This is a genomic window from Agrobacterium sp. 33MFTa1.1 (genome assembly GCF_004328495.1).
In the GTDB taxonomy this organism is placed as follows: Bacteria; Pseudomonadota; Alphaproteobacteria; order Rhizobiales; family Rhizobiaceae; genus Agrobacterium; species Agrobacterium pusense.
On record NZ_CP036359.1, the window covers coordinates 780,588 to 794,327 of the forward strand.

11 protein-coding genes are annotated in these 13,740 nt (G+C 59.4%); 7 read left to right on the forward strand and 4 right to left on the reverse strand.

What is annotated here, in order from left to right:
• Positions 1–109 precede the first annotated feature (109 nt).
• Genes EYD00_RS17415 through EYD00_RS17425 form a run of 3 tightly spaced genes read right to left on the reverse strand, consistent with a single transcriptional unit; the run spans position 110 to position 5,339 of the window.
• Positions 110–3,181, reverse strand: a complete 3,072-nt coding sequence (locus EYD00_RS17415; RefSeq protein WP_034497346.1) for an efflux RND transporter permease subunit — start codon at positions 3,179–3,181, stop codon at positions 110–112.
• On the reverse strand, positions 3,178–4,263 hold the full coding sequence (locus tag EYD00_RS17420) for an efflux RND transporter periplasmic adaptor subunit (RefSeq protein WP_034497348.1): 1,086 nt from the start codon (positions 4,261–4,263) through the stop codon (positions 3,178–3,180). The genes EYD00_RS17415 and EYD00_RS17420 overlap by 4 nt, the downstream gene beginning before the upstream one ends.
• The gene (locus EYD00_RS17425; protein WP_034497651.1) at positions 4,263–5,339 is read right to left on the reverse strand and encodes an efflux RND transporter periplasmic adaptor subunit; all 1,077 of its coding nucleotides are present in this window, start codon (positions 5,337–5,339) and stop codon (positions 4,263–4,265) included. The genes EYD00_RS17420 and EYD00_RS17425 overlap by 1 nt, the downstream gene beginning before the upstream one ends.
• A gap of 298 nt (positions 5,340–5,637) precedes the next feature.
• Between EYD00_RS17425 and EYD00_RS17430 the strand changes: the two genes are divergently transcribed.
• Complete coding sequence (locus EYD00_RS17430; protein WP_004445869.1) at positions 5,638–6,252, forward strand: TetR/AcrR family transcriptional regulator; 615 nt, start codon at positions 5,638–5,640, stop codon at positions 6,250–6,252.
• A 53-nt stretch (positions 6,253–6,305) separates the two neighbouring features.
• On the opposite strand, the gene EYD00_RS17435 is transcribed toward EYD00_RS17430, so the two are convergent.
• Positions 6,306–7,340, reverse strand: coding sequence for a LacI family DNA-binding transcriptional regulator (locus tag EYD00_RS17435; RefSeq protein WP_004445871.1), 1,035 nt, complete (start codon positions 7,338–7,340; stop codon positions 6,306–6,308).
• Positions 7,341–7,479: 139 nt separating this feature from the next.
• Between EYD00_RS17435 and EYD00_RS17440 the strand changes: the two genes are divergently transcribed.
• The 6 genes from EYD00_RS17440 to EYD00_RS17465 all read left to right on the forward strand — a co-directional run bounded on the left by EYD00_RS17440 (position 7,480) and on the right by EYD00_RS17465 (position 13,631).
• Positions 7,480–8,514 carry a Gfo/Idh/MocA family protein gene (locus EYD00_RS17440; RefSeq protein WP_006697212.1) on the forward strand — a complete coding sequence of 345 codons (1,035 nt, stop codon included), beginning with the start codon at positions 7,480–7,482 and terminating at the stop codon, positions 8,512–8,514.
• A gap of 12 nt (positions 8,515–8,526) precedes the next feature.
• Complete coding sequence (locus EYD00_RS17445; RefSeq protein ID WP_034497352.1) at positions 8,527–9,429, forward strand: sugar phosphate isomerase/epimerase family protein; 903 nt, start codon at positions 8,527–8,529, stop codon at positions 9,427–9,429.
• A gap of 61 nt (positions 9,430–9,490) precedes the next feature.
• Complete coding sequence (locus EYD00_RS17450; RefSeq protein ID WP_034497354.1) at positions 9,491–10,723, forward strand: ABC transporter substrate-binding protein; 1,233 nt, start codon at positions 9,491–9,493, stop codon at positions 10,721–10,723.
• A gap of 108 nt (positions 10,724–10,831) precedes the next feature.
• The gene (locus EYD00_RS17455) at positions 10,832–11,734 is read left to right on the forward strand and encodes a carbohydrate ABC transporter permease (protein WP_006697215.1); all 903 of its coding nucleotides are present in this window, start codon (positions 10,832–10,834) and stop codon (positions 11,732–11,734) included.
• A complete protein-coding gene (locus EYD00_RS17460) occupies positions 11,731–12,558 on the forward strand; it encodes a carbohydrate ABC transporter permease (RefSeq protein WP_004445880.1) in 828 nt (275 codons plus the stop codon). Before EYD00_RS17455 ends, EYD00_RS17460 begins: the two co-directional genes overlap by 4 nt.
• Positions 12,555–13,631: an ABC transporter ATP-binding protein gene (locus EYD00_RS17465; protein ID WP_034497356.1), complete on the forward strand. Its 1,077-nt coding sequence runs from the start codon at positions 12,555–12,557 to the stop codon at positions 13,629–13,631. Before EYD00_RS17460 ends, EYD00_RS17465 begins: the two co-directional genes overlap by 4 nt.
• Positions 13,632–13,740 lie beyond the last annotated feature (109 nt).

The window sequence follows — 13,740 nt, forward strand, 5'->3', positions numbered from 1 at the left end:
CGGCTAAGCCGACCTTCCTAACATCATCCTGCACGCGGGAACAACGACGGTGGATATTTTTATTGGAGCGAGGAGGCAGTGCAGCCACCACCTCGCCCGGCATCCGATATCACGCCTGGATTTCTGCGCCCCCCGGCTTCTCATCCTCGCGCGGAATACGAAACCAGGCAACGTAAAGCGCCGGCAGAAAAAGCAGGGTAAGCGCCGTGCCGACCACAATGCCACCCATCATCGCATAGGCCATCGGCCCCCAGAAGATTTCCCGGGATATGGGGATGAGGGCAAGCGTTGCCGCCGCCGCCGTCAGCATGATCGGCCGCATGCGGTGTTCGGTCGCCTCAATGACGGCACGCCAGGCCGAGACACCCTCGCTTCGCAGATGCTCGATCTGCACGACGAGGATGACCGAGTTGCGGATGAGGATGCCGATCAGCGCCAGCACGCCGAGAATGGCAACGAAGCCCATTGGCGCATTGGAGAAGAGCAGTGCCACCACCACGCCAATCAGGGCCGTGGGCGCCACGGCGAAGACCAGGAACAACCGGCTGAAGCTTTGCAGCTGAACCATCAGGATCGTCGCCATTGCAAACAACATCAGCGGCACCACGGCGACGATCGGCGCTTGCGAATCCGCGCTGGATTCCACCGAACCGCCCGTCTCCACCTTGTAACCCACAGGAAGCGTTTTCTCGAAAGCCTCTATTTTCGGCTTCAGCTGCGTCACGATCGTTGCGGGCTGCGTCGGGCCGATGATGGCAGCCTTGACGGTGACCGTCGGTATCCGGTCGCGACGCCAGATGGTCGGTTGCTCCAGCTCGTAGCGAAAATTGGCAATGGCCGAAAGCGGCACGGCCTTGCCGTTGGTCGCCGGCAATTGCAGATTCTGCAAGGTTTCGATGGACCCGCGCTCCGACAACTGCGCCCGCGCCACCACGTTCACGAGGTAGATGTCGTCCCTGACCTGGGTGACCGTAGATCCCTCGACAATGCTGTTCATGGCGTTGGCGATATCTTCCGAGGAGACGCCGAGCTGGCGGGCCTTGTCCTGCAGCACATCCACCTTCACCACACGTGTCGGTTCGTTCCAGTCCATGACCATGTTGGACAACAGCTGGTGTTCGCCGACAATGCCCGACAATTGCTGCCCGAGCTCACGGACCTTCTGGATATCCGGGCCGCTGAGGCGATATTGCACCGGCTTACCGACCGGCGGGCCGATATCGAGCAGTTTCACGAAGGCGTCAGTGCCGACGAATGTCCGGTCCAGATATTCCTGCAATTCGGCGCGCACCTTGTCCCGCACGTCCAGCCCCTTGGTGACGATGACGGTCTGGCCGAAGGTGACATCAGGAGTCTGCACGTCGAAAGAGAGGATGAAGCGCGGCGCGCCTTCACCGACATAGGTCGTCCAGTGGTCAATATCCGGATTCTTGGCGAGCATTTCCTGCTCGAACTGCGCCATCTGCCGGTTGGTTTCGGCAATCGAGCTGTTCTGCGGCAGGTTCCAGTCAACGATGAGCTCCACACGGTCCGAGGACGGGAAGAACTGCTGCTGCACGAGGCTCATGCCACCCACGGACAGGCCGAACAGGGTTATGGTGAGGATGATCGTCACCCAGCGCCAGCGCAGCGCCCGGCCGAGAAGCCAGGAAAAGGCCGAGGCGAACCGGCCCTTCTTCTCGTGGTGAGATTTCATTGTCTTCGGCAGAATCGTCACGCCGAGCAGGGGCGTGAACAAAACCGCGACGATCCATGACACGATCAGCGAAACCGCAATCACCACGAAAAGTGTGAACGTAAACTCACCCGCTGCGCTGTTGTTGAGGCCGACAGGAATAAAGCCGGCAACGGTGACCAGCGTACCGGTCAGCATCGGGAAGGCGGTGGAGGTGTAGACATAGGTCGCCGCTTTTCTGAGATCGTCTCCGACCTCAAGCCGCGCGACCATCATTTCGACGGCGATCATCGCATCATCCACGAGAAGCCCGAGCGCGATGATGAGAGCACCGAGCGAAATGCGTTGCAGCGAAATGCCTGTATATTCCATGTAGACGAAGGTTATCGCCAGCACGAGCGGAATGGAAACCGCCACCACCATGCCGGCCCTGAGGCCAAGGCTGATGAAGCTGATGACAAGGACGATGGCGATGGCTTCGAACAGCGCCGAGGTGAAGCCCGAGACCGCCTCATCGACGACGGCAGGCTGATCGGAAACCCGGTGCACATCGACGCCAACTGGCAGATCCGCCACCACGCGCTTCATCTGCGCATCCAGCGCCTCGCCGAAATGCAGCAGGTTCGCGCCGGTTTTCATGCCGATTGCAAGGCCGATGGCCGGCTGGCCGTTGAAACGGAACAGCGAGGACGGCGGATCGACATAACCGCGCCGGATCGTCGCTACTTCCGTCAACGGGAAAAAGCGGTTGTTGACGCGCAGGTTGATCGCCCGCAGACTGTCTTCAGACGTGAACTGGCCGCTGACGCGCAGCGCCACGCGCTCAGGTCCTGCATTGACGAAGCCGGACTGGGTGACGGCATTCTGCGATTGCAATGTCTTGATGATGGACTGCTGATCAATGCCGAGCGCTGCGATCTGTCGCGTGGAAAATTCCAGATAGATCGTCTCGTCCTGTGCGCCGATGACATCGACCTTGCCGATATTGTCGACGGTCAAGACCTTGGCGCGGGCATCTTCCACCAGGTCACGCAATTGCCGTTGGCTGAGGCCGTCGCTGGTGAAGGCGTAGATATTGCCATAAACGTCGCCGAAACGGTCGTTGAAGAAGGGGCCGACCACGCCGGACGGAAACTCGCCCTTGATATCGCCGATCATGTTGCGCACCCGCACCCAGGTCGGCTCGACATTGCGCGCCTTGGTTTCCGGCACCAGCTCCACAAAGATCGTCGTGCGGCCCGCCACCGTCTGGCTGCGCAAATGATCGAGATTATCGAGTTCTTCGAGCTTCTTCTCGATCCTGTCGGTCACCTGCCGCGCCACTTCCTCCGCCGAGGCGCCGGGCCACTGGGCACTGATCACCATGGTCTTGATGGTGAAGTTCGGGTCTTCCTCGCGACCGAGGTTGAGATAGGAAAAAACGCCGGCGAGAACGAAAACCAGCATGAAATACCAGACAAGCGAACGGTGTTCGAGCGCCCAGTCTGAAAGATTGAATTTCTTCACTGACGGACCTCCTGATCGATCCTGATGGCCTGTCCATCCTTAAGCTTGTGAACGCCGGCGCTGGCAACGCGCTCGCCGGGTTTGACGCCGCCGGTGATGCGCACGCTGCCGCCTTCGGCAGGTTCACCCTCTATCGTGACCGGGCGCGCCGTGACGGTCGCCGTGTCGACATTAACGATCCAGACGGACCAGCCGCCCTCCGTTTTCAGCAGGGCCGATGCCGGCAGCATGATCCGCGGTTCGGAAGCAGCAAGCACGGAAGCCGTGACGACGGAACCGAGGCGGAATGCCGCCGGCGCATCCTGCAGACTGATCTTCGTCCGTCGTGTGCGCGTTGCCGTTTCGGCTGCCGGGGCGATTTCCCGCACCACGCCGGTGGTTCGGATTTTTGGATCGAGCTGCAGGGCGATCTCGAAGGTCGAGCCGATATCCAGACGCTGCGCCGCAAATTGCGGAACATCCACCACTACATCGCGCACTTCCGGGCGGGCGATGGTGACGACCGTCTGGCCGGCGGAAACAACCTGGCCGATTTCACCCGATGTGGCCGTGACAACACCGTCGAATTCCGCATGGAGCTGCGCGTAACCCAGCTGTTCTTCCGCCTTGTCCAGGTTTGCACGGGCCTTGGCGACGGAGGCGTTGGCGGTGCGCGTCGCCTGTTGGGCTTCCTCCAGCGCCGCCTCGGTGCCGCTACGCGCCTCCGCCAGCACACGCTGGCGCTGTTCGGTGGTCACGGCATTGGCGAGCTGCGCTTCGGCATTGGAAAGATCCGACTGCGCGCTCTTCACCGACAGTTCAAGCGCGAGCGGATCGATCGAGGCCACCACATCGCCCTTCTTGACCAGATCGGCGACATCGACGTTCCGCGCTATGATCCGCCCGAGGACGCGAAAACCGAGATCCGTCTGAATGCGCGATTCCACCGTTCCGGTGAGCTGCAGCGCATCCGCCGACTTTTCCTCGACCACCACCGAGAGCACCGGTCGCGGCGCCTCGGCGGCGGCCTCCTGCTTTTCCTGACAGGACGAGAGCGCCATCGCGGGCAGCAGCAAAAACAAGCTTCTGTTTATCCTGAACATTATTGTGCCTGCCCCTTTTGATAGGCGACCTTTTCACCGGTCCGGAGGAATTTTGTCCCGCCCGTGACCACGAGATCGCCGGGGTTCAGCCCCGCCGAGACGACGAATTGACTGGTCTCATAATCCGCAACCTCGATCGGCCGCATGGAGACTTCGGAGGATTGCGGATCCACCACCCAGACGGCGGGTCGGCCTTTTTGCGACGTCATTGCCGACCATGGAAGCTCGATGGCATCCACCTGCCTGAAGCGGAAATGGCCGGATACCGGCGCACCAAGCGGCATGGTCAGATCGCCGTTAAGACCGACCTTCACCCTTATCGTACCATTGTCCGGATCGATCGTCGGAGAGATTTCCCGCACGGGGGCCGCCACGGCGCGGGCGGGATCCGAAAGGAGGCTGACATTGACGAGATTGTCGATGTCGCGCTCCAGGAAAAGAGATTCGTAGACATCAAACACGGCGTCGCGCGGCCCGTCATGCGCCAGCGTGAACACGAGCTGGGCAGCCTGCGCCACCTGGCCCACTTCGACATTTCGCGCCGTGATCACGCCATCCGCATCGGCCCTGAGTTCCGTATACGACAGCGCGTCGCGCGCCGTATCGAGCTGCGCCTGGGCCGATCTGACCGCGCCCTGCGTGGTAAGCAGCGTCTCCTGGGCCTTGTCGACGGCCGAGCGCGAGGTGACCTGCGTCCGGAAAAGACTTTGCTGGCGATCGAATGCCAATTGTGCCTGCGTCTGTTGTGCTTCTGCCGATTGCAGGTTGGCAAGGGCAACATCGATGTCGGCCTTCTGCTCCTCCGGATCGATGCGGGCGAGCAGTTGCCCTGTCGCCACCCGCGCGCCCACATCCACCAGCCTTTCGGTGATTTTGCCACTGACGCGAAACGACAGGTCCGTCTGAACCCTCGCCCTCACTTCGCCGGTGATGATGCTGCCACGGTCGATCGGCTGCTTCTCCGCCTTGACCATATCGACAGTTCGCAGCGGCTTTTCGGCCGGCGGCTCTTCATTGCTGCAGGATGACAGGGCAAAAACGCCGCCCACCGCCCATGCGATAAGAATGGTTCTCATGCTGACCTCTTGATCTTCGCCCTCATCCATAATATTTGACTGACTGTATAGTCAATGAAATTCTTATGCCGTCGCTCTGGGAGCTTTTCGGGGTATCGCTGCCCTAGAGAAGGATCATTGCAGACTGCCCGACGCATTCGCTGGCAAGCAAAGGCATATGTTGACATATCGAGCATCAAACCACCTGCGGAAATCGGTTCCGGTTTTTGCACTGGTGCGATAGGCAGACCACCTGTTACTTCCGCCGATCACGACGGGTAGAAGGGCACGCGCCGACAATATGTAAGGATCCGGGGTAATGGCGAAAACGAAACTCTCACGTGCAGAACAGAAGATACAACGTCCGCTGCAAATTCTCGACGCCGCATTTGAGGAATTCACCAAAAGGGGATTTACGGCAACGCGGGTCGAAGACATTGCCGACCGGGTGGGAGTGACGAAAGGCACGGTCTATGTCTATTTCGAAACCAAGGAAGCCCTTTTTGCCGCGATGATCGAGCACGTCGGCAGACCGTTCCAAGAGGCATTCGAAGCCTACGAACGCACCTCCGACGATCCGGTCGAGGAGCTTCGCCTGCTTCTCGAATTCCTGTTCGAAACGCTGGTGGATGACCGGCGTATGCGGGAACTCTTTCGTTTCGTCGTGGCCGAGGGAGCCAAGTTTCCGGATCTGATAGACCACCACCATGATATTCTGATGGCGCCGGTGCTCGCCCGCATCAATGCTATCCTGGACAAAGGTGTCGCGAAAAAGAGATTCAGGGCCAACGCGCCCGAACTTGCGCATGTCGTCATGTCACCAATGGTCGGAACATTGGTTTTCAGGCTGATTTTCGACGACCGGCGCAGCCTGGACAAGGAGGCCGTCATCAAGGTGCACCTCGACGTGCTCATGCACGGCCTGCTCCCCTGAGCAGCCAAAACATCCTGCCCGCCGCGGGTTGGATGGAACCCCACTTGGCTGACCTACGATACCGGACCTGGATCGCTCTCCCCCGCCACGAGCACCATCGGCCATATGCAATGGCGGGCCTGGGCGGGATAAAATGGCGCATAGGCCGGCATTGTCGACAACAGAGTCTGCGCCACCGTAACGCCGAGATCATGCAGCGACATGCGGAAGCTTGTCAGACGCGGTTCGAGAAACTGTCCGCGCGGGCCGTCACGGAATCCGATGACGGCGAGATCCCGCCCCGGTTCGAGCCCCGCTTCCGCAAGACGACGATAAAGACCGACGGCCATCAACTCATAGATCAGCACAATCGCCGTCGGCCGAGGCCGCATCTGCAGCCATTCGCTGGCGGCGTGATAACCGCCCTGCTCGCTCGATTTCGCCCGGATGACCAAAGAGGAATCATAAGCGATGCCATTATCGTCCAGCGCACGCCTGTACCCATCAAGGAACACATGCCCGAGATTGATATCGCTGTCGGGCGCGGCTACCGCGATCGAACGATGCCCGGAGGCCACGAGGCGATCGATCGCGCTTTTCGCGACGCCCTCGAAATCGAGATCCACCCAGGCATGATCCGTACTGGAGGCGGTCCGCCCGAGCGCCACGAATGGAAGCCGATTCTGCTTGAGAAAATCGACACGCCTGTCGATTCGCCGGGTGGCGGAAATGATCATCGCATCGACCATGCGGCGCGCCACCATACGCTTGAGATATTCGTCGGGGTCCTCTTCTCCCGGGCAAGGCAGAACGATGAGATCGAGGTTGTGACCGGAAAACACGCTTTGCAGGCCATCCGTCAAGCCGAGAAAGAAGTTATCGGCATTCTCCACCGTCTGCGCGTCACTGCCCGTCATCAGACCAATGACATTGGTCGTTCCCTGCCGTAGGCTGCGGCCTGACTGGTTGGCGACGTAACCCAGTTTTTCCGCAGCCTCGAGAACGCGGCGCCGTGTCTCTTCGTTCACGTCGGGCTTGCCGTTCAGCGCACGGGAAACAGTGCCGATCGATATCTCGAGGTAATCGGCAAGCTGGCGAATTCCTTTCATGCGCTCCCCTCCAAATCCCGGCCCGCAATCTGCGCGCCACTTGATGGTCTTGACATATCTAACATCATCGGCATAGTCTCGTAAACGTTTACGACGCTCTGCGCAAAGAGGAGTTTGCGAAAGAGCCCGGGGAGATGAGATGACTTTTAATGCCGTTTTATGCGGGTGCGGAGCTATGGCCAAAGGCTGGCTGCGCGCCATCCAGTCCTCGCCGGAAATCGCCGGCGAAATCAGGATCGCGGGTCTGGTAGACCTGAACGAGGGCACGGCCCGCGCGCTTGCCGAGGAATTCGCCCTCACCGGCGCGGTCATCGGCACCGATCTTCGAGCGGTTCTCGCCGAAACGAAAGCCGACATTCTTTTTGACATCGTCATCCCGCAGGCGCGTTTCGCCGTAGTCGAAGCCGGTCTCGCAGCTGGATGCCATGTGCTGAGTGAAAAGCCGCTTGCAGCCTCGATGGAGGAAGCCGCGACGCTGGTGGAACTGGCGAAAAAAGCCGGCAAAATTCACGCCGTGGTGCAAAACCGTCGGTTCGTGGCCGGCATCAGACGTCTACGCCGCGCGTTGGAGGACGGCGTCATCGGTGATCTGACCGCCATCCACTGCGATTTCTTCCTGGGGCCGCATTTCGGGGGGTTTCGCGAGGAGATGAAAAACGTCCTGCTTCTCGATATGGCAATTCACACCTTCGACGCGGCCCGTTTCGTCGCCAATGAAAAGCCGCTCTCCGTCTTCTGTGTGGAGAAGAACCCGGCGGGCTCATGGTATGCGCATGGGGCCAGCGCCAACGCGATTTTCGAGTTCTCCAACGATGTCGTCTTCACCTATCGCGGCTCGTGGTGCGCTGAAGGCGAGCGGACAAGTTGGGAAGCACGCTGGCGGCTGATCGGCTCCAAAGGCATGATTCTCTGGGATGGCGAAGACGGTTTTTCCGCCTCTGTGGCTGGCAACGAACAGGGTCTTCTGCGTGGCTTCAAGACCGTAAACGTTTCCGATGCTGTGTCAGACAAGGTCGCGCGCGGCCATGCCAGTGTCATTTTATCATTTCTCGAATCCATGCGTACCGGCGAGATGCCGGAAACAGCCTCCTTCGACAATATCAACAGCCTCGCAATGGTGATGGGCGCGATCGAAAGCGCGCGTCTTGGCCAGCGCGTTTCCATTGCAGCATAAGGACCGACAGACGTGAGCAATCCGGCAACATCCATCCGCATCGGCACCATGATCAGCGCCACCAAGGGTCAGGCGGCCGAACGTATCGGGCAGATCGCCGATCTCGGCTTTGAAAGCTTCGAGCCCTTCTTCTGGCAGACGACCAACGGTCAGGACCTTGCCGAACTCGGCAAGCGCTGCCTTGACGCAATTGGCGACCGCGATATCACCATCAGTACGCTCGGCATGTTCGGCAATCCGCTGGAAGAAACCGATATCGACCTTCAGACATTGCAGGGCTGGAAGGATTGCATCGACAACGCCCATCATTTCGGTGCGAATTGCGTGGCAGGTTTCACCGGCCGGCTGCGCGGCAGGCCGCTGCCGGAGAGCCTTCCCCGATACAGGCAAATCTGGAGCGAGCTTGCAAAACGTGCCGCCGACAAGGGCATAAAGATCGCTTTTGAAAACTGCGCCATGGACGGCAACTGGCAGACGGGCGACTGGAACATTGCGCATAATCCCGATGCCTGGGAACTGATCTTCAACGAAACGCCGGACGAGAATATCGGCATCGAGTGGGAACCCTGCCACCAGATGGTTTATCTGATCGATCCGCTACCGCAGATCCGCAAATGGGCGAAGAAGATTTTCCACGTGCATGGCAAGGACGCGACCATCCGCTGGGACGTCATCCGCGAGCACGGCATTTTCGGCAAGGAGAAGTTCGTCTTCATGCGCACGCCGGGTTTTGGCGACAGCAACTGGACCGACATAATTTCCGAACTGCGCCTCGCCGGCTGGTCCGGCTCGATCGATATCGAAGGCTGGCATGACCCGGTCTATCGCGATGCGCTGGAAATGACCGGACAGGTGCATGGCCTGAACTATCTGAAAAAATGCCGAGGCGGCGATTTCGTCGTCGATCCGACATAACGGAAACCTTTTGGGAGAAGGTTCCCGAGATTGCAGAGACGATAACCAAGAGGAGGAGATTATGGATATCGCAAAATGCATGATGGCCGGCGTGTTTCTGTTGGCGGGCGTGTCCGCCGGCGCGATTGCGGCACAGGCAGAGGACGTGACTTTGACCTTGTGGTCGCTGGACCGGGATATCCAGCCTGCTCCAAATCTCATCAAGGAGTTCAACGCGCTCAATAACGGCATCAAGATCGAATACCGGCAACTGCAGTTCGATGACGTGGTGAGCGAATCCATGCGCGCCTATTCGACCGGCAATGCGCCCGACATCATCGCCATCGACAACCCCAACCACGCCATGTTCGCCGCACGCGGAGCCTTCCTCGATGTGACCGACATGATAGCCAAGTCCGATGTCATCAAGACGGAGAATTATTTCCCCGGCCCGCTGAAATCGGTGATGTGGGATGGAAAATATTTCGGCGTCCCGAAGGCGACCAACACGATCGCTCTTTATTACAACAAGGATCTGTTCAAGGCCGCCGGGCTGGATGCGGCAAAGCCGCCGCAAACCTGGGATGAGCTGGTTGACGCGGCACGCAAACTGACCAACCCTTCCAAGAACGTCTATGGCATCAGCTTCAGCGCCAAGGCGAATGAGGAGGGCACATTCCAGTTCCTGCCCTGGGCGCAGATGGCTGGCGCCACCTACAAGAACATCAACACCGAGGGAGCCGTGAAAGCGCTCGAGACGTGGAAGCTGATGCTGGACGAAAAACTGGCTTCGCCCGATACGCTGACACGCAGCCAGTGGGATTCTACCGCGACCTTCAACGCCGGCAACGCCGCCATGGTCATTTCGGGCCCATGGGAAATCGACCGCATGCTGAAGGACGCGAAGTTCGACTGGGGCGTCACGCTGCTGCCGGTTCCGGCGCCCGATGCGCCGCGCTCATCGGCCATGGGGGACTATAACTGGGCGATCTTCTCGAAGACCAAACATCCTGAAGAGGCCTTCAAGGCGATCGAGTTCTTTGTCTCGCAGGACAAGGACATGTTCAAGAATTTCGGCCAATTGCCGGCGCGTTCGGACATTCCCGTACCGCCCACCGGAAATGCTCTGAAGGATGAAGCGCTCAAGACCTTCGTCGAGCAGCTCAAATATGCACAGCCGCGTGGCCCCTCGCCCGAATGGCCGAAAATCTCGAAGGCCATTCAGGATGCCATTCAGGCCGCGCTGACGGGACAGATGTCTCCGAAGGACGCACTCGACCAGGCTGCACAGAAAATCAAGCTCGTCGATGGTTGATCAGGGAGGCGGCCGGCATGTCCGGCCCCATCCGCAGGGTTCCTCCCGGTGGGGTCGCTTGCCGTGATAAGCGGCGGCGGCCCCGAGCGGAGCTTGCGAGGATTTCTTATGAAAAAGCTGCTTTCCAGCATCAGCGATGGTCGCGGTTTCGATATCGCCCTTGTCGCCTTTCCTTTGGCTTTCCTCTTCGTGATGGCGGGGTTACCCCTGCTTTACAACATCGTCATGAGCTTTCAGGAAGTCGACATGTTCAGCCTGGGCACCTTCGTGCGCCCGTTCGTCGGTTTCAAGAACTATGTCGATCTGTTCCGGCAGCCGGAAACCTGGCCCATCCTGATGAATACGGTAACCTTTGTCGTCGCTTCCATAGCGGGGCAATTTGTCATCGGCTTCGGTCTGGCTCTGTTTTTCTGGGTCAATTTCCCCGGCGCCACCTGGCTGCGGGGCCTGTTCCTCGTTTCATGGGTCATGCCCGGCCTCGTTGTCGGTGCCATCTGGAACTGGATTTTGTCCGGCGACTTCGGGGTTCTGAACTTCTTCCTGCGCGAAAGCGGACTGATATCAGGCAATATTTTCTGGCGTTCGGATGCGAATTTTTCGCTCTGGGCGGTTGTGATCGCCAATATCTGGCTCGGCACCTCCTTCAACATGATCCTCCTTTCCGTCGGCCTCGCCTCCATTCCCGGCGATCTTTACGAAGCCGCCGAGCTTGATGGCGCCAACGCCTGGCAGCGCTTCTACACCATCACGCTGCCCATGATGCGCTCCACCATCGGCGCGATCATCTCGCTCGGGCTGATCTTCACCTTGCAGCAATTCGATCTATTTGCCGCCATTACCGATGGCGGACCCAATAACAGTTCCAACGTGGCGCAATATTGGGCCTGGGATCTGTCCTTCCGGCAATATGACTTCGGCAAGGGCGCGACGATTTCAGTCATCATGATCGTTTTCGTCATGCTGGCCTCCATCGTTTATGTGCGCTCCACACGGCATGAGGTACGCGGATGAGCATCAACAACCGTAACCGCCTGATGCTGGCAATCGCCATCATTCTTGCCATCATCTACCTCTTCCCGCTCTACTGGATGTATCTGACCTCGCTCAAAAGCGGCTCGGAGATGTTCGCCAACCCGCCCTCCTTCTGGCCTGGTGAACCACAATGGCAGACCTATGCCTATGTCTGGAACAGCCGCAACATGGGCCGTTACCTGTGGAATTCGGTGCTGATCGCTTCGAGTGCGGTGTTTTTGATCACCATCCTCGGCGTCGGCTGCGCCTATGTGCTGGCCCGTTATCGCAATGTCTGGGTGGATATCGGTCTGTTCCTCATCCTGATGCTGCAAGTCCTTCCAGCTTCATTGATGATCACGCCGATCTTCGTCGGTTTCTCGCAATTCGGGCTTCTGGATTATCCACGCCTGTCCGTCATCCTCGCCATTGCGGCGAAAAGCATGCCCTTCTTCGTTGTGCTGGTGCGCGCCACCTTCATGGCCGTGCCGCAGGAACTGGAGGAGGCAGCGCTCGTAGACGGCAATTCGAGGGTCGGCGCGTTTTTCAATATCGTGCTGCCGCTTGCCAGAAACGGCATCCTCGTCAGCGCCATTCTCATCTTCATGCAGGCATTCGGTGAGTTCGTTTACTCCAAATCGATGATCCAGGCGGCGGAACTGCAGCCCGCCAGCGTCGGTCTCAATTCCTTCATGGGGCCCAACACCAGCGAATGGAACAACATCATGGCCTATGCGACCATGTATGTGACGCCCATTCTCGCCCTCTTCATTCTCTTGCAGCGCCGCATCGTATCCGGCCTGACATCAGGAGCGCTCAAATGACCCTTCAGATCGAACTATCAGGCGTCAATAAATATTACGGCGCTTTCCATGCCCTGAAGAACATCAACCTTTCCATCAAGAAGGGCACCTTTGTCGCCCTTGTGGGACCATCCGGCTGCGGCAAGTCCACGCTTCTGCGCTCGCTCGCCGGCCTGGAGAGCATCTCGGCCGGTGACATGCGCATTGCCGGCACGCTGATGAACGGTGTGCCGCCGCGCAAGCGCGATGTGGCGATGGTATTCCAGTCCTATGCGCTCTACCCGCATATGACGGTCGAGGAAAACCTCACCTATTCGCTGCGCATGCGTGGTGTCGCCAAGGCAGAAGCCCGCAAGGCCGCGGAAGAGGTTGCCGCCACGACGGGGCTTTCCAAGCTCATGAAGCGTTATCCCCGAGAACTCTCTGGCGGGCAGCGCCAGCGTGTCGCCATGAGCCGGGCGATCATCCGTAATCCGCAGGCGTTCCTGTTCGATGAGCCGCTCTCCAACCTCGATGCGGCCTTGCGGGTTCACATGCGCAAGGAAATCCGCGCCCTCCACGACCGCCTGCACGCCACCTCGGTCTATGTCACCCATGATCAGATCGAGGCGATGACCATGGCCGATCATGTCGTCGTGATGCGTGACGGGGTAATCGAGCAGCAGGGGACACCGCTGGAGCTCTATGACCATCCCGTCAACCGCTTCGTCGCAGGCTTTATCGGCTCCCCAGCCATGAACTTCATCCCGGCGACCGTGAGTCCGGATGGCGCATCGCTCCAGCTGCGGTTCGGCGACGGTGAACCCCGGCAGTCGATCAGGAGCCCCGCCCCCCTGCAGCCGGGCAAACATCTCATCGTCGGCATCAGGCCCGAACATATCAGCCCCGCTACTGCAACGGGAGCGGTGTTGACACTGCCCGTCTCCGCTGTGGAGACAACGGGCTCGGCAACTTTCCTGACACTTGGCACATCCACGGAACTGGTGATTGCGATACAGGGCCGCAGCCTGGTCAAGGCCGGCGAGGTCATCGGCCTCGACGTTGACCCGTCCGATATGCATCTCTTCGATGAAGAGACAGGCGCTGGCCTGTAAACGGGTGAACCGCAGCGAAGCGGGACGCCGATCATCTTCGGTTGACGATCCCCGATCGTCCAGCTCCAGAACTCGAAGCTCTGCCGTGTAATGTCGGAAAGGCCATGGC

What these genes read in the sequence shown, in the direction of transcription:
- EYD00_RS17465 (WP_034497356.1), top strand. Translation starts at nt 12,555, where the DNA reads ATGACCCTTCAGATCGAACTATCAGGCGTCAATAAATATTACGGCGCT.
- EYD00_RS17460 (WP_004445880.1), top strand. Translation starts at nt 11,731, where the DNA reads ATGAGCATCAACAACCGTAACCGCCTGATGCTGGCAATCGCCATCATT.
- EYD00_RS17420 (WP_034497348.1), bottom strand. Translation starts at nt 4,263, where the DNA reads ATGTTCAGGATAAACAGAAGCTTGTTTTTGCTGCTGCCCGCGATGGCG.
- EYD00_RS17440 (WP_006697212.1), top strand. Translation starts at nt 7,480, where the DNA reads ATGACTTTTAATGCCGTTTTATGCGGGTGCGGAGCTATGGCCAAAGGC.
- EYD00_RS17455 (WP_006697215.1), top strand. Translation starts at nt 10,832, where the DNA reads ATGAAAAAGCTGCTTTCCAGCATCAGCGATGGTCGCGGTTTCGATATC.
- EYD00_RS17450 (WP_034497354.1), top strand. Translation starts at nt 9,491, where the DNA reads ATGGATATCGCAAAATGCATGATGGCCGGCGTGTTTCTGTTGGCGGGC.
- EYD00_RS17430 (WP_004445869.1), top strand. Translation starts at nt 5,638, where the DNA reads ATGGCGAAAACGAAACTCTCACGTGCAGAACAGAAGATACAACGTCCG.
- EYD00_RS17435 (WP_004445871.1), bottom strand. Translation starts at nt 7,340, where the DNA reads ATGAAAGGAATTCGCCAGCTTGCCGATTACCTCGAGATATCGATCGGC.
- EYD00_RS17425 (WP_034497651.1), bottom strand. Translation starts at nt 5,339, where the DNA reads ATGAGAACCATTCTTATCGCATGGGCGGTGGGCGGCGTTTTTGCCCTG.